Annotated in this window: 14 protein-coding genes and 1 pseudogene; 11 read left to right on the top strand and 4 right to left on the bottom strand. The window is 66.2% G+C overall.

Annotated elements, in window-relative coordinates:
* Window positions 1-156 precede the first annotated feature (156 nt).
* From aroQ to aat, 7 genes are all read left to right on the top strand, one after another.
* On the top strand, window positions 157-624 hold the full coding sequence (gene aroQ / locus JQ592_RS31800) for a type II 3-dehydroquinate dehydratase (RefSeq protein ID WP_183239419.1): 468 nt from the start codon (window positions 157-159) through the stop codon (window positions 622-624).
* Window positions 625-661: 37 nt separating this feature from the next.
* On the top strand, window positions 662-1,156 hold the full coding sequence (accB, locus tag JQ592_RS31805; protein ID WP_211406680.1) for an acetyl-CoA carboxylase biotin carboxyl carrier protein: 495 nt from the start codon (window positions 662-664) through the stop codon (window positions 1,154-1,156).
* Between the two features lie 81 nt (window positions 1,157-1,237).
* The gene (accC, locus tag JQ592_RS31810; RefSeq protein WP_211406681.1) at window positions 1,238-2,596 is read left to right on the top strand and encodes an acetyl-CoA carboxylase biotin carboxylase subunit; all 1,359 of its coding nucleotides are present in this window, start codon (window positions 1,238-1,240) and stop codon (window positions 2,594-2,596) included.
* 108 nt (window positions 2,597-2,704) lie between these two features.
* Window positions 2,705-4,222 carry a sensor histidine kinase gene (locus JQ592_RS31815; protein WP_211406682.1) on the top strand — a complete coding sequence of 506 codons (1,518 nt, stop codon included), beginning with the start codon at window positions 2,705-2,707 and terminating at the stop codon, window positions 4,220-4,222.
* A complete protein-coding gene (locus JQ592_RS31820) occupies window positions 4,219-4,659 on the top strand; it encodes a response regulator (RefSeq protein WP_183239423.1) in 441 nt (146 codons plus the stop codon). The genes JQ592_RS31815 and JQ592_RS31820 overlap by 4 nt, the downstream gene beginning before the upstream one ends.
* Window positions 4,656-5,783 (top strand): sensor histidine kinase, encoded by a 1,128-nt coding sequence (locus tag JQ592_RS31825; RefSeq protein WP_211406683.1) that lies wholly within the window; start codon window positions 4,656-4,658, stop codon window positions 5,781-5,783. The genes JQ592_RS31820 and JQ592_RS31825 overlap by 4 nt, the downstream gene beginning before the upstream one ends.
* A gap of 60 nt (window positions 5,784-5,843) precedes the next feature.
* Window positions 5,844-6,524, top strand: coding sequence for a leucyl/phenylalanyl-tRNA--protein transferase (gene aat, locus JQ592_RS31830; RefSeq protein ID WP_211406684.1), 681 nt, complete (start codon window positions 5,844-5,846; stop codon window positions 6,522-6,524).
* Window positions 6,525-6,531: 7 nt separating this feature from the next.
* Here aat and JQ592_RS31835 read toward each other — a convergent pair whose 3' ends face one another.
* The gene (locus JQ592_RS31835) at window positions 6,532-7,569 is read right to left on the bottom strand and encodes a DUF2155 domain-containing protein (protein ID WP_211406685.1); all 1,038 of its coding nucleotides are present in this window, start codon (window positions 7,567-7,569) and stop codon (window positions 6,532-6,534) included.
* A gap of 209 nt (window positions 7,570-7,778) precedes the next feature.
* Here JQ592_RS31835 and JQ592_RS31840 point away from each other — a divergent pair.
* Both JQ592_RS31840 and JQ592_RS31845 read left to right on the top strand, forming a co-directional pair.
* A pseudogene (locus tag JQ592_RS31840) lies at window positions 7,779-8,723 on the top strand (alpha/beta hydrolase); the annotation flags it as partial.
* Window positions 8,724-8,842: 119 nt separating this feature from the next.
* Window positions 8,843-9,850, top strand: a complete 1,008-nt coding sequence (locus tag JQ592_RS31845; RefSeq protein WP_211406686.1) for a Na+-dependent transporter — start codon at window positions 8,843-8,845, stop codon at window positions 9,848-9,850.
* Between the two features lie 7 nt (window positions 9,851-9,857).
* Here JQ592_RS31845 and JQ592_RS31850 read toward each other — a convergent pair whose 3' ends face one another.
* Both JQ592_RS31850 and JQ592_RS31855 read right to left on the bottom strand, forming a co-directional pair.
* Window positions 9,858-10,652: a methyltransferase domain-containing protein gene (locus tag JQ592_RS31850; RefSeq protein ID WP_246820802.1), complete on the bottom strand. Its 795-nt coding sequence runs from the start codon at window positions 10,650-10,652 to the stop codon at window positions 9,858-9,860.
* 35 nt (window positions 10,653-10,687) lie between these two features.
* Window positions 10,688-11,626 carry a GlxA family transcriptional regulator gene (locus tag JQ592_RS31855; protein WP_211406688.1) on the bottom strand — a complete coding sequence of 313 codons (939 nt, stop codon included), beginning with the start codon at window positions 11,624-11,626 and terminating at the stop codon, window positions 10,688-10,690.
* Between the two features lie 105 nt (window positions 11,627-11,731).
* Here JQ592_RS31855 and JQ592_RS31860 point away from each other — a divergent pair, with 105 nt between their 5' ends.
* Together JQ592_RS31860 and JQ592_RS31865 are read left to right on the top strand one after the other, a co-directional pair.
* A complete protein-coding gene (locus tag JQ592_RS31860; protein ID WP_211406689.1) occupies window positions 11,732-12,418 on the top strand; it encodes a DJ-1/PfpI family protein in 687 nt (228 codons plus the stop codon).
* A gap of 405 nt (window positions 12,419-12,823) precedes the next feature.
* Entirely contained in the window at window positions 12,824-13,471 is a 648-nt protein-coding gene (locus JQ592_RS31865; protein ID WP_211406690.1) for a glutathione S-transferase family protein, read from the top strand.
* Window positions 13,472-13,834: 363 nt separating this feature from the next.
* Here JQ592_RS31865 and JQ592_RS31870 read toward each other — a convergent pair whose 3' ends face one another.
* Window positions 13,835-14,242: an NADH:ubiquinone oxidoreductase subunit NDUFA12 gene (locus tag JQ592_RS31870; RefSeq protein WP_211406691.1), complete on the bottom strand. Its 408-nt coding sequence runs from the start codon at window positions 14,240-14,242 to the stop codon at window positions 13,835-13,837.
* Between the last annotated feature and the right edge of the window lie 178 nt (window positions 14,243-14,420).

A 14,420-nucleotide genomic window follows, 5' to 3' on the forward strand; every position in this document is an offset into this window, starting at 1 on the left:
TTAGACTGGTTAACAAGCAATTTCCGCAGCTTCCGCACAGGTTTTTGCACACTGGATGAGGTACTTGAAGCCGCCCGGGAGGCCCTTCAAGGCTTCCCCTAGGACGCTTTGTTACCTATAACCCCGCCACGCCGAAGCACCTCTTCCGGGATTGGAATGGCACAACCTGCAACCGACACGATCCTCGTTCTCAACGGGCCGAACCTCAACATGTTGGGGACGCGCGAGCCCGAGAAGTATGGTCATGCGACCTTGGCCGACGTCGAGGCGCTGTGCCGCGAGACGGCGGCGACGTTCGGCCTCAAGGCCGACTGCCGCCAGTCCAACCGCGAGGGCGAGCTGATCGACTTCATCCACGAGGCGCATGCGCGCAAGATGAAGGGCATCATCATCAATGCCGGCGGCTATTCGCATACGTCGATCGCGCTGCACGATGCGCTGCTCGCGGTGCAGATCCCGACGGTCGAAGTGCACGTGACCAACATCCACGCCCGCGAGAGCTTCCGTCACCACTCCTACACCGCGCGCGCGGCGTTCGCCTCGCTGTGCGGTTTCGGCATCGAGGGCTACCGCCTCGCCATCCAGGGCCTTGCCGCCAAGCTCGGCATCAAGCCCAAAGCCTGACGCTCCCTCACCACACAGAACATTCGGATCAAGCAACATGGCGCGCCAGCCAGACGACAAAGCAGCCGCAAAGTTTTCCAGCGAGGATTCCGCGCTCGTCCGCGAGCTCGCCCTCCTGCTCGACGAGACCAGCCTCACCGAGATCGAGATCGAGCGTGCGGGCCTGCGCCTGCGCGTCGCCCGCAACATCAGCGTCGCCGCGACCATGCCGGTGCCGATGGCAGCCGCTCCGGCCGCCCTGCCCGTGGCAGCAAGCGCCGCCGCGCCCGCTGCTGCCGGCGTCGACCTGTCGAAGCATCCGGGCGCCGTGACCTCGCCGATGGTCGGCACCGCCTATTGGGCGCCGGAGCCCGGCGCCAAGCCGTTCATCGAGGTCGGTAACAAGGTCTCGGTTGGCCAGACCTTGCTGATCATCGAGGCCATGAAGACCATGAACCAGATCCCCTCGCCGCGCGCCGGCACGGTGACGCAGATCCTGGTCGAGGACGGCCAGCCGGTCGAGTACGGCGAGCCGCTCGTCATCATCGAGTGAGGGAGTGGCGAATAGCGAGTAGCGAATAGTTACTCTTCCCTATTCGCCATTCGCTATTCCCCATTCGCCCCCTGAGGCACCATGTTCGACAAGATCCTCATAGCCAACCGCGGCGAGATCGCCCTTCGCATCCTCAGGGCCTGCAAGGAGCTCGGGATCGCGACCGTCGCCGTGCACTCGACCGCCGACGCCGACGCCATGCATGTGCGCCTGTCGGACGAGAGCGTCTGCATCGGGCCGCCGGCGTCCAAGGACAGCTATCTCAACGTGCCCGCGCTGCTCGCGGCCTGCGAGATCACCGGCGCCGACGCCGTGCATCCCGGCTACGGCTTCCTGTCGGAGAACGCGCGCTTTGCGGAAATCCTCAGCGAGCACAATCTGCATTTCATCGGCCCGAAGGCCGAGCACATCCGCCTGATGGGCGACAAGATCGAGGCCAAGAAGACCGCCAAGCGGCTCGGCATCCCCGTGGTGCCCGGCTCCGATGGCGCGGTCGGCCCCGACGATGACGCGATGGCGATCGCGAAGAAGATCGGCTTTCCCGTGCTGGTGAAGGCGGCGGCGGGTGGCGGCGGCCGCGGCATGAAGGTCGCGCACAGCGAGGCCGACCTCCAGCTGGCGCTCTCGACCGCGGCCAACGAGGCCAAATCCGCCTTTGGCGATGCTTCGGTCTACCTGGAAAAATACCTGCAGAAGCCGCGCCATATCGAGATCCAGATCCTCGGCGACGGCCGCGGCGGCGCGATCCATCTCGGCGAACGCGACTGCTCGCTGCAACGCCGCCACCAGAAGGTCTGGGAGGAAGGCCCCTCGCCCGTGCTGGCCGCCGCGGCGCGCGCCAAGATCGGCGAGACCTGCGCGAAAGCGATGCGCGAGATGAAATATCTCGGCGTCGGCACCATCGAATTCCTGTTCGAGGACGGCGAGTTCTACTTCATCGAGATGAACACGCGCATCCAGGTCGAGCATCCCGTCACCGAGAGCATCACCGACATCGACCTCGTGCTGGAGCAGATCCGCATCGCCGCCGGCGGCGACCTGCCGGCAAAGCAGGAGGAAATTCAGGTCATCGGCCATGCGATCGAGTGCCGCATCAATGCCGAGAATCCGCAGACCTTCCGCCCCTCGCCCGGCCGGATCCAGCAATATCATCCGCCCGGCGGGCTCGGCGTCCGGATCGATTCAGCCGTCTATCAGGGCTACACGATCCCGCCTTATTACGATTCGCTGGTCGGCAAGCTGATCGTGCACGGCAAGACGCGGGCCGAATGCCTGATGCGGCTGCGCCGGGCCCTGGACGAGATGGTGGTCGAGGGCATCGAAACCACGCTGCCGCTGTTCCGCGCCTTGGTGCGCGAGGACGACATCATCAACGGCGACTACCACATCCACTGGCTGGAACAGTATCTGGCCGGCAAGGCGGAACCCGCCCCCAAATAAATCCCGCACCTTCGGGAACCCGTTGCCTTCGCGGGCGTTTTGAGCAGCTGGGAGCTGTTCGAAGAAGGGGCGTTAGAATTCCATTGTTCCGCGCGGGGCGACACCGTCGTGACGGCTGAAGCGCATCGGCGGCGCGCATTTTGGCACATCCTGCTGTTCGCAGCGGGCCTTCTGGTGCTGACCGGGATCAGCGCCGGCTCCGTCTACCTCGTCAACAAGGCGAGAGACGACAGCAAATGGGTGCTCCACACCATCGAGGTGGAGAACCAGGTCAACACCCTCCTGCTCGAGGTGCGACGTGCAGAGAGCAGCGCCCGCGGCTTTCTCCTGACCCAGGGCCCGGATTTCCAGTCAGATCACGAGAGGGCCGTCGCGGCGATCATTCCCGCGCTCGACAAGCTCACGCGCCAGATCGGCGACAGTCCAGCGCAGCGCGAGGCCATCGAGAAGCTGAGCGCCGCGATCGAGGTCCGGCTCGGCCAGTTCGCGCGCGAGATGGATTCCATCAAGCAGGGTCGGCCCGACGATGCGAAGGCGCTCGTCCGCGAGGCGGCCGCCGGCACCACCACAACCACGATCACCAACCTCGCCAACGCGATGATCCGCGAAGAGGAACGTCTGTTCCGGCTCCGCTCCGTCAATGCCGACCGCAGCCAGACGCTGGCCGCCTCCCTCACCGGCATCGGCTCGGGCCTCGTCGTAGTGCTGGCGCTGATCTCGATTTGGCTGATGCGACGCTCGGCACGCATTCGTGACGAGGCCGAGACGCGCCTGCGCGATGCCAACCTCAATCTGGAGGCCGTCGTCGACGAACGCACGGCTGACCTGCGCGAGGCCAACAACGAGATTCAGCGCTTCGCCTATATCGTCAGCCACGATCTGCGCTCACCACTCGTCAACATCATGGGCTTCACCAGCGAGCTCGAAGAGCTCGGCGGCGACATCTTCCGCCGCGTCAGCAGCCTCACCCACGTCCCGGCCGACGGGCCGCCCTTGGCCTCCGGCGAGATCACGCTCGAAGGTCCCGACAAGCAGCTTTCCGAGGATTTTTCCGAGGCGCTCGGCTTCATCAAATCGTCGATCGCCAAGATGGACCGGCTGATCTCGGCGATCCTCAATCTCACCCGCGAGGGCCGGCGCGAATTCCAGCCGGAGAAGATCGACATCCGCGAGTTCGTCGAGGCCATCGTGTCGACGCTGGCACATCAGGCCGTGGAAGCGCAGGCCGAGATCCACATCGAGCCGCTGCCTGATATCGTCAGCGACCGCCTTGCGCTGGAGCAGATCTTCTCGAATCTGATCGACAACGCGATCAAGTACCTGAAGAATGGCGTGCCCGGAGAGATCAGAATTCGCGGGCGGACCAAGCTCGGCTACGCTATCTTCGAGATCAGCGACAACGGTCGCGGCATCGACGCTAGGGATCATCAGCGGATATTCGATCTGTTCCGACGCGCGGGAACCCAGGACAAGCCGGGACAGGGCATAGGTCTTGCACATGTGCGTGCACTTGTGCGCCGTCTCGGCGGCACCATGTCGGTATCGTCGGAACTGAACGCGGGCAGCACCTTCACCATCACGCTACCCGTCGCCTGGAACGCCAGCACCCGGAAGACAGATCGATGACGCAGCCAGTCACCATCATCATGATCGAGGACGACGAGGGGCACGCCCGGCTGATCGAGCGCAACATCCGCCGCTCCGGCGTCAACAACGAGATCATCTCGTTCGCCAACGGCACGGATGCGATGAAGCACCTGTTCGGCGCCGACGGCAGCGGTCTGTCCCAGAAGGGCAACGCTCTCTTGATCCTGCTCGATCTCAACCTGCCCGACATGAGCGGGATCGACATCCTTAAGCAGATCAAGGAAAACAGATATCTCAAGGCCTCGCCCGTGGTCGTGCTCACGACCACCGACGATTCCCAGGAGATCAAGCGCTGCTACGAGCTCGGCTGTAACGTCTACATCACCAAACCCGTCAACTACGAGAATTTCGCCAACGCCATCCGGCAGCTCGGGCTGTTCTTCTCGGTCATCCAGGTCCCGCCCGCCGCCCCATGAACCAGAGAACGCCGACACTGCTGTACATCGACGACGACGACGCGCTCGCGCGCCTGGTCGAACGCGGCCTGACGCGCCGCGGCTACAGGGTCGTCCACGCCGCCAGCGGCGAGGAAGGCCTCGAGCACATCCGCCGCGCCTGCGCCCAAGATGGTATCGAAGACAGCATTGAAGGCGGCATCGACGTCGTGGCGCTCGACCAGTACATGCCGGGCCTCGACGGCCTCGAGACGCTCGAGCAGATCATGGCGATCCCGGGCGCGCCGCCCGTGGTGTTCGTCACGGCCTCGCAGGACTCCACCATCGCGGTCACGGCGCTGAAGGCGGGTGCGGCCGATTATCTCGTCAAGGACGTCAAGGGCGACTTCATCCCCCTGCTCCATGTCGCCGCCGAGGGCGCGCTGCGCCAGGCCGAATTGCAGAAGGCACGCGAGGAGGCGGAAGCCGAGATTCACGCCTCGCGCGACCGCTATGCCGCGCTTGCCGCCGAACGCGAGATGCTGCTGCGCGAGGTCAATCACCGCGTCGGCAACTCGCTGCAGATCATCGCCTCGCTGCTGCACCTTCAGGCCAGCTCCGCCGCGCAGGACGAGGTCAAGGCCGCACTGACCAACGCGATGGGCCGCGTCGCCGCGGTCGCGCAGGTGCACCGCCGCCTCTACACCTCGCAGGACCTGAAGAGCGTGATGCTGAACCAGTATCTGGACTCGCTGCTCGAGGATCTCCGCCGCTCGGCCGAAGGTAACCGGATGTCGCGCCTGACGCTGAAGGCCGAGCCGATCGAGATCGACCCGGACCGCGCGGTCGCCGTCGGCATCATCGTCAACGAGCTGGTGATGAACGCCGTGAAATACGCCTATCCCGACGGCGCCGGCCCGATCCATGTCGAGCTGACCTCGCAGGGCGAGGATCTCCTGCTGACGATCGCCGACGACGGCGTCGGCGACAACGTCAAGGCCGACCCGCGGTCCACCGGCATGGGCCAGCGCATCGTCGCGGCCATGGCCACCAAGCTCGACGCCTCGGTCGAGCGCGACCCCGCCCACAGCGGAACCCGCATCGTGCTCAGGTTCCAGCGCCTGCCCACGCCGCCCGGCAAGGCCAACAACGCCGCCGCGAGCTGACCCGCACCTCGCCGCGCCCCCCATCGCAACCGCATTGCGATCCTGCTATTGTCGCAAGCCATGACTTCGCGCGATTCCGCCTCGTCTGAGATCACGCCGGCCGTGCTGCTGCGCGCCTATGCCTGCGGCATCTTTCCGATGGCCGAAAGCGCCGACGATCCGACCCTGTTCTGGGTCGAGCCGGAGCTGCGCGGCGTCATCCCGCTCGACGGTTTTCGCGTGGCCTCGCGGCTTGCACGCACCGTCCGTTCGGACGCCTTTCGCGTGACTGTCAACACCGCGTTCAAGGCCACGATTGCCGGCTGCGCCGCGCCGCAGGCCGGTCGCGAGGACACCTGGATCAACAAGCGCATCCGCGACCTCTATGGCGGCCTGTTCGAGCTCGGCCACTGCCATAGCGTCGAGGCCTGGCAGGGCGACGACCTCGTCGGCGGGCTCTACGGCGTGAGCCTGGGACGGGCCTTCTTCGGCGAAAGCATGTTTCACACCGCGCGCGATGCCTCCAAGGTCGCGCTGGTGCATCTGGTGGCGCGGCTGATCCATGGCGGCTTCGAGCTGCTCGATACGCAATACGTCACCGATCACCTGAAGAGCTTCGGCGCCGTCGAGATTTCGCGGCGGCGCTACACCGCGCTGCTCGACAAGGCGCTCGCCGGCGAGCCCGGCGATTTCGTCAGGCTCTCGTCCGGCGACGCGATCTCGGGCGCACGCGCGCTCGAGATCATCGCCTCGCGACAATAGATCAGGTTTATCGGCTGCCGAACCCGGGGATACCGAACAGACCCGGCCGCTGCTCCGGTGGCGGCGGCGGTGCCGGCTGCTGTTGCGGCGGCGGAGGCGGCAACGGCTGCGACGGACGCTGCTGCACGGCCTGCTTGGGCGCGGCCTTCTTCTGCGCGGGCGGCGGCGGAGGCGCGGGCTTGCTCGCGGGGTCCGGTGCCGCGGTCGCAATGGTCTGCTGCGGCTCTTTGCAGTCGGTCAGCCAGATGTCATAGATCGGATGCTCGACGCCGTGCAGGCCGGGGCTTGCCGCATACATCCAGCCCGAGAAGATCCGCTTCACCTCGCCCTGCAAGGTGATCTCGTCGACCTCGACGAAGGCGTCGGTGTTGGTGGCTTCCGTCGCCGGCCGCGTGTAGCAGGCGTCGGTCTTGACCCTGAGCGCACCGAACTGGACGGTCTCGCCGATCTCCTCGTCGAAATTGATGATGCGCCCGGTGATCTTGTCGAGGCCGGAGAAGGTCGCCTTCTTGTTGACGATCTTCTGGGCCGGCGGCTCGGTCACGACCTCGTCGCCCGGCTGGAGGCTGGCCGGCGTCTGCGGGACCGTGCCAGGCGCGCCCTTCTGCTGCGGCGGGCGCTGACCGGGCGCACCCGGAGCGCCTTGCGGACCGGGCGGCGTGATCGCCGCGGAGGGGGGCTGGTTCGGCGGCGCGACGCTGGAGCCCGGCGGCGGCGCCAGCGGCTGGGTCTCGACCGGCCCAGGCATCACATTCCCCTGCCGGCCCGGCGGCGGCATCGGGCGCGACGGCAGCACGCGGCCCTGCGGCGGCAGCTCCGGCACCTCTTCGTCGTCCTCGGGAATCTGCTGCGGCTGCGGCTGGCCACGCGGAATGTTGCCGGGCGGCCGCAGCGGCGGCGGATCGGAGAAGATCGTGCCGATCTGCGCCTGCGCAGGCGTCGCAACCGTCAGTGCGGTGGCGGCCAGCAGCGCCGCAAGGCCTGTCAGGGTAAGGGTTTTAAGCATCTCGCGCGGCTTCAACAGCGAATCGGGCTTGTTGGACATTCTACAGGGGATACCGCCGCTCGCAGGCCCTCGGGTTAACACGCCGAATACGGCGGGGGAAGGGCGGCAACCCTGCCCTTCCCGGCGCCGGCTGGCCAGACCGGCTCCCGAATGGGATAGTCGGGCACCCCTTCCCGGGGCCCAAAGCGGGCATTCGCCTTCCCAAAACGACATCCAACCATAATCAGAAGCCTCAGAGGTCGCCCCCGATGCCCGTTGTCCTCGATGCCGACGCAGCCGCCGTCTACAAGGCCTTCCAGGAGGCCGGCCGCCCTGCCTACGAGACCCTGACCGCACCCGAGGCCCGCGCCTATTACCTGCAGGCGCGCTTTGCCACCAACCCCGAGCCGCCGGAACTCGCCCGCGTCGCAGAGCACGCGATCCCGGCGCCGCACGGAGCCGTCCCTGCCCGCATCTACGTGCCGAACGAACCGCGCCTGCGCGACGGCCTGGCGCCGGCCCTGGTGTTCTTCCACGGCGGCGGCTGGGTGATCGGCGATCTCGACTCCCACGATGTCGTCTGCCGCCAGCTTGCGGTTTCAGGCGCGCTGATCGTCATCTCGGTCGACTACCGCCTTGCGCCCGAGCACAAATTTCCGGCGGCAGCCGATGACGCGATCGCCGCAACCAGATGGGTTGCCGCCAACGCGCGCGAGCTCGGCATCGACGCCTCGCGCCTCTCGATCGGCGGCGACAGCGCCGGCGGCAATCTCGCGGCGGTCGTCGCGCTCGCTGCCCGCGACGCCGGCGGCCCCGCGATCGCCGGCCAGGTGCTGATCTATCCGGCGACCGATTTCGCCATGACGCACGGCTCGCACCGCGAGCCCGAGACCAGCGTGCTGCTGACCCATTCGGTGATCCGCTGGTTCCGCGACCACTATCTCAATGGCACCGCCGACATCCACGACTGGCGCGCCTCACCGGCGCGCGCGCAAAGCCTGAGCGGCTTGCCGCCGGCCTATGTGCTGACCGCCGGCGCTGATCCGCTGCGCGACGAAGGCGATGAATATGCCGCGCGCCTGAAGCAGGCCGGCGTGCCCGTTGCGTACAAGCATTATCCCGGCCAGTTCCACGGCTTCTTCACGATGGGCAAATTGTTGCAACAGGCCAACGTCGCCGTGAGCGAGATCGGCGCGTGGTTGAAGGGATTGGGGTCACAGTCTCGTAGCCCGGATGAGCGACAGCGACATCCGGGTCCGCTCTCACCACACGGAAAGACCGTCCCGGATATCGCTTCGCTCATCCGGGCTACGCACCGACAACGTCGATAGAGATGCCCTCCCTCCTCAAATCTCTCTTCGCCCTCCCCCTGCGCGCCCTGTCCTGGCTCGGCGGCCAGGGCACACGCGCGGTGGCGGCGATCGCGTTCATCGCGGTCGCGGTGCCGCCGCTCGGCGCGCTGCTGCGCCCCTACGTCACCGAGGCGATCCTCTGCCTGCTCTGCATCTCCTTCATGCGGGTCGATCTCGTTGCGCTCTACGGCCATCTGCGGCGGCCGGCCTTGATCGCCGGCGCGACGATCTGGACCACGATCGGCGTGCCGCTGGTCGTCGGGCTCCTCGCCCATGGCGGCGGCCTCGACAGCAGCTCGCCCGGCCTCTTCCTCGCCTTGATGCTCCAGGCCATGGCCTCACCGATGATGGCCGCGCCCGCGCTCGCAGCGCTGATCGGCCTCGATGCGACGCTTCCGCTGGTCACCCTGGTCACCGCGACCGCGCTCGTGCCCTTCACGGCCTCGCTGTTCGCGAGCCTGTTTCTCGACGGCATGCTCAGCATCTCGCCGCTGACGCTGGGCCTGAAGCTGCTCGGCATCCTCGCGGCATCACTCATTGGCGCGACTGCGATCCGCTGGATTGTCGGCGCCGAAGCGATCCAGCGCCACAGGCGGCCGATCGACGGCTTCAACATCCTCATCCTGCTGGTCTTCGCGTCCGCCGTGATGGGCGATGTCGCGCACGACTTCGTCGCCGACCCGCTGTTCACGATCGGCGTCGCACTGCTCGCCTTCGCGGTCTATTTCACCCTGCTCGCCGTGACGACACTGATCTTTCGCCGCGCCGGCACCGAACGCGCCTTCGCAGTCGGGCTGATGGTGTCACAACGCAATCTCGGCTTGATGCTGGCGGCAACCGCCGGCGCGTTGCCGCCGACGACCTGGCTCTATTTCGCGCTGACGCAGTTTCCAATTCACCTTGCGCCCTATCTGCTGACGCCGATCGCGCGGCGGCTGACGGCGCACAGCGACGGCGCCGGCGCGGCGGCCGCAGACACCACGAGCTAGCACGCTTTCATGCCGGCGCCCCAGCAGGTTTAGACGCCCTGAAGATATAGCGATTGGTGCTGAAGAAATATTCTCCCGCCCGGGCCAAGCGCTCGAACTCGCTGTGCCATGCATCGAGATCATCGGCGGAGACGTCGTTCGTGCGGCTGACGAAATCCCGGATACCCTGCGCCAGTCCCTTGCTGTAGCACTCGTCATCATACCGCAAATTCAGAATCGGAAAGACGGACGCGCCGTCCAGGTAAAATCCGGCATTGATCAGTCTGGAGGCCATCGATCTGGGCAGGCGCGGATGGGCGCAATGCGCCTCCCATGCTTTCATGACGGCCGCCATGCGTTCCCGGTTGTCGGAATGCCAGACCACGGCGTCCCAATCCGTTGCGATAAAAACCGTTCGGCCGCCCGGTTTCAACACGCGAAATGCTTCGATGAGGACGCGGTCGACATCGGGCACGTACTCGGCGACCTGAGTGCACACGACGGCGTCGAACGATGCATCGGGGTGGCCCAATTCCGTCGCGTTGCCGATGGCATATGAAATCCACTCCGACGCCTTCTGCCGGTTGCAGACCGCGATCATGTCGGTCGACACGTCAATACCAACGACAGCTCCATGAGGCCCGACGAGTTCAGCCATGCTTTCGCAGAGATAGCCCGGACCGCATCCGATATCGAGAACACGCTCGCCGGCAGACAGATCGAGCTGCCGGATTGTCTCCGCGCGCTGGGCCTTCACATCGCCCGTGAGATAGAGTCTCTGGAGCCGTTTCGCGTTCTCTTTGCTGTACTCCATTCCGCTCATCGTCGCCTCCATGGTCGCACGGCAAGTGAGATTTCCTACCCCGCCCGCGCCGCACGGCGCAGGGCCTGCGGCGGCTGGCCGAAGGCGCGGATGAAGGCGCGGCGCATCCGCTCGGGGTCGCGGAAGCCGGTCGTCTCCGCAACGAGCTCGATCGCCTCGCGCGAGGACTGCACGCGCTCGCGGGCGACCTCGAGCCGCAAGCGCTCGACTGCCTTGGACGGCGTCGTGCCGGTCTCGGCGGCAAAGGCGCGGGCAAAATGCCGCGCGCTCATCCCGGCGCGATCGGCAAGCTCCTCCACCGTCAGCGGCGCGTCGAGATTTTCGCGCGCCCAGGACAATAGCCCGCCGAAGCGGCCGTTCGGCGCCTTCAGCTCCAGCAATGAGGAGAACTGTGACTGGCCGCCGCTGCGGCGATGATAGAGCACGAGCTGCCGCGCCGTCGCCTGCGCGATCTCCTCGCCCTGGTCCTCGGTGACCATCGCCAGCGCGAGGTCGATGCCCGCGGTGATGCCCGCGGACGTCCACACGTTGCCGTCGCGAGTAAAAATCTGGTCCGGCTCGAACTTCACCCTGGGATAGCGCGCGACGAAATCGCGCGTCCGCCCCCAATGCGTCGTGGCACGGCGACCGTCTAGCAGGCCCGCTTCGGCGAGCACGTAGGCGCCCGAGCAGACGCTCGCGACCCGCGCGCCGCGCTTCGCCAGCCGTTGCACGAAGGCGCGCGTGACCTCGCAGCGCGCGGCCTCCGCAACACCGGCACCGCCCGCGATGACGAGCGTCGTGATCGCATTCGCCGATTTGAAATCACGCGCCATCATCTCGACGCCCGACGAGCTGCGCACGGGCCCTGCGTTCAGCGCCAGCACCCGCAGCGCAAGCGGCTTGCCGGACGCACGCGCCGCGATCTCGAACACCGAGATCGGACCGGCCGCGTCGAGCAGCTGGAAGTCGGGGAAGATCAGGATGCCGATCATGGGCCAGCTCCGAATGCGATGTCCGGAATAGAGGGAATTACGCCATTTCGGACAGGAGGGCATCATGCCAGTTTGCGCCCGTCAAGCACTTCATTGGAGGTTCTCATGTCGGCACCGCTCCAGATCGGACTTTTGGTGTTCCCGCGCGTCACCCAGCTCGACTTCACCGGCCCGTTGCAGGTGTTTTCCGCCGTTCCCGGCGCCAAGCTGCACCTGATCTGGAAACGCATCGAGCCGGTGCCGAGCGATTCCGCGCTCATCGTGACGCCGACCACGACATTCGCCGACTGCCCGCAACTCGACGTGATCTGCGTGCCCGGCGGCCGCGGCACCGACGATCTGCTCAATGACGAGGAGGTGCTCGAATTCCTGCGCCGGCAGGCGGAGGGCGCCAAATACGTCACCTCGGTCTGCACGGGCTCGCTGGCGCTCGGCGCCGCCGGCCTGTTGAAGGGCTACCGCGCCGCCACCCATTGGAGCGCGATGGAGATGCTCAGCCAGTTCGGCGCGACGCCGACCAAGACGCGCGTCTGCGTCGATCGCAATCGCGTCACGGGCGGCGGCGTCACCGCAGGCATCGATTTCGCGCTGACGCTGGTGTCGATCCTGGTCAACCGCACCGCGGCGGAGGCGATCCAGCTCGGGATCGAATACAATCCGGCGCCGCCGTTCAATTCCGGCTCGCCCGACACCGCGCCCGCCGAAGTGCTCGCTGTCGTCAAGCAGCGCATTGAGCCTTTGCAGGCCTACCGCCTCGATGCGGTCAGGCGTGCGTCTGAGCGGGTGAACTAGGCTCCGCACCCGTGTCCCGGACGCGCTGCAGCGTGCAACGCTGCTGCGCAGAGCCGGGACCCCACACAATTGCCGCAGCATGGGCCCCGGCTCTGCAGCGCACCACTTCGTGCTGCGCCGCGTCCGACCGGAGTTTGGCGCAAACTGCATCCGCGTCGTCATTGCGAGCGCAGCGAAACAATCCAGAGTCTTTCCACGGAGGGCTTCTGGATTGCTTCGCTGCGCTCGCAATGACGGAGTGTGGAGTGGCGGCATTCGCTCCCCTCCTGCCTCTGACACGGTGCGGCAAAGCGTCGTCCGGAGTGACGCTGCTGACACGACGCTGTCAGGAGCCTGTCGCGACAATCCGACTGCGGCCGGCTCCATTGGCACTTCCCGGTCGCGTGCGCACAGGAGGACCTGACTATGGCGCGATACCGGCTGCACTGCGTCGGGGCTTCGGGCAATTCGTTCAAGGTCGCGCTCTTCCTCAACTGCGCCGGGCTAGACTGGGAGCCGGTCGGCGTCGACTTCGCCGGCGGCGAAGTCCGTACGCCTGACTGGCGGGCCGCAACCAACGTCATGGGCGAAGTCCCCGTCCTCGAGGCAGATGGCCGGTATATGAGCCAGTCGGGTGCGATCCTGCTGTGGCTCGCCGAGACTCATGGCGTGTTCGGTCCGACCCGCGAAGAGGCATTCGAGGCGACGCGCTGGCTGCTGTTTGACAATCACAAATTCACGTCGAGCTTTGCGCAGCACCGGTTTCAGCGCTGCTTCATGCCGGAGCCCGCTCATCCGGCCGTGCTCGCCTACTTGCGAGCCCGGACCGAAAGCGCCTTCTCGATCGTTGACAGCCACCTCGCCGAACGACGCTTCATGCTGGGGGACCGGCCGACGATCGTCGACTTCTCTCTGCTGGGCTACCTCTACTATCCGCCCGAGGAGACGGGTTTCGATCTTGCCACCGCGTTCCCGGCCGTTGACGGCTGGCGCCGGCGTGTCGCCGAGCTGCCAGGCTGGAAGCCGCCGTACGAGATGATGCCGGTTGGCAACTCTCCGCCGCTCCATCTCTGAGAAACGTTGCGCGAGGAAAGTGCAGATGACCACGTCAAAGAAAAAGGCCGCTCGGTTTCCCAAGCGGCCTTTCCTGTCTTACGACGGCTGCACATTCACATCGGGCGATTTCGGACCTTTTAGACCGGGGGCCTATCTCCCGATCGAGTCCTGGTCGGCGGCCGCTGCATTTCGGGACAGTCGCGAACTGTTGCCCGAACCGAACGCGATGGTTTCCCATCTCCGTAAGATGGGATCATTGAGCCGCATTGCCCGCCTCCGCGCAACGACTGCGCAAGCGGCATCCCCGCTGTTCCCGTTGTCCACAGCGGCGTGGCGCGGATGCATGTGCATCCAGTCGGACGATGGAAGATCGCGGTCCGGTTAGCCGGGCGTCCAGGGCTGGTAGTCGCCGGTCGCCTTGGGACGCTTGCCGCTGGCGAGCGTCGAGCCGGAGGGCCGGTAAGCCTTGGCCGTACCGGTGAGATTCGGCTGGTGCGGCTTTTCCCACTCACGAGGCTGGTAGTTGATCTCCGTCGGCGGGGTGTCGACGACGTGATGGATCCAGCCATGCCAGGCCGGCGGAATGCGGCTCGCCTCGGCATAGCCATTATAGATCACCCAGCGCCGCTCGAAGCCGAGGGTCGGATCGATCGCCCCGCCGCGGGTGCGATAATAGAGGTTGCCCTGCTCGTCCTGGCCGACCAGTTCCCCGTACCGCTTGGTCCAGAGCTGGGTGCCAAACGTCTGGCCACTCCACCAGGTGAAGAACTTGAGGAAGAATTGTTTCATGCGGCAAGGGCCCTGCTTCGTCGGGTCCTGATGCCATCCGGACGGCGAAATGTCCAGTTCGCCGGGTGCGGCGGTCCCCGCCACAAATGCGTGCCTCGGACGACCGCTTCCGCCGCAAATCGGACGCGATCCGTTCATGCCGGGTACAGCGGTCCGGTGAGACGCTCCCTCACGCGCA

It is taken from the genome of Bradyrhizobium iriomotense (assembly GCF_018129405.1).
Classification (GTDB): domain Bacteria; phylum Pseudomonadota; class Alphaproteobacteria; order Rhizobiales; family Xanthobacteraceae; genus Bradyrhizobium; species Bradyrhizobium iriomotense_B.

Coding starts and splice junctions, on each gene's coding strand:
- JQ592_RS31835 (WP_211406685.1), bottom strand. CDS start 7,569: ATGTCCAACAAGCCCGATTCGCTGTTGAAGCCGCGCGAGATGCTTAAA.
- JQ592_RS31845 (WP_211406686.1), top strand. CDS start 8,843: ATGCCCTCCCTCCTCAAATCTCTCTTCGCCCTCCCCCTGCGCGCCCTG.
- aat (WP_211406684.1), top strand. CDS start 5,844: ATGACTTCGCGCGATTCCGCCTCGTCTGAGATCACGCCGGCCGTGCTG.
- JQ592_RS31860 (WP_211406689.1), top strand. CDS start 11,732: ATGTCGGCACCGCTCCAGATCGGACTTTTGGTGTTCCCGCGCGTCACC.
- JQ592_RS31820 (WP_183239423.1), top strand. CDS start 4,219: ATGACGCAGCCAGTCACCATCATCATGATCGAGGACGACGAGGGGCAC.
- JQ592_RS31850 (WP_246820802.1), bottom strand. CDS start 10,652: ATGAGCGGAATGGAGTACAGCAAAGAGAACGCGAAACGGCTCCAGAGA.
- JQ592_RS31855 (WP_211406688.1), bottom strand. CDS start 11,626: ATGATCGGCATCCTGATCTTCCCCGACTTCCAGCTGCTCGACGCGGCC.
- aroQ (WP_183239419.1), top strand. CDS start 157: ATGGCACAACCTGCAACCGACACGATCCTCGTTCTCAACGGGCCGAAC.
- JQ592_RS31865 (WP_211406690.1), top strand. CDS start 12,824: ATGGCGCGATACCGGCTGCACTGCGTCGGGGCTTCGGGCAATTCGTTC.
- accB (WP_211406680.1), top strand. CDS start 662: ATGGCGCGCCAGCCAGACGACAAAGCAGCCGCAAAGTTTTCCAGCGAG.
- JQ592_RS31825 (WP_211406683.1), top strand. CDS start 4,656: ATGAACCAGAGAACGCCGACACTGCTGTACATCGACGACGACGACGCG.
- JQ592_RS31870 (WP_211406691.1), bottom strand. CDS start 14,242: ATGAAACAATTCTTCCTCAAGTTCTTCACCTGGTGGAGTGGCCAGACG.
- accC (WP_211406681.1), top strand. CDS start 1,238: ATGTTCGACAAGATCCTCATAGCCAACCGCGGCGAGATCGCCCTTCGC.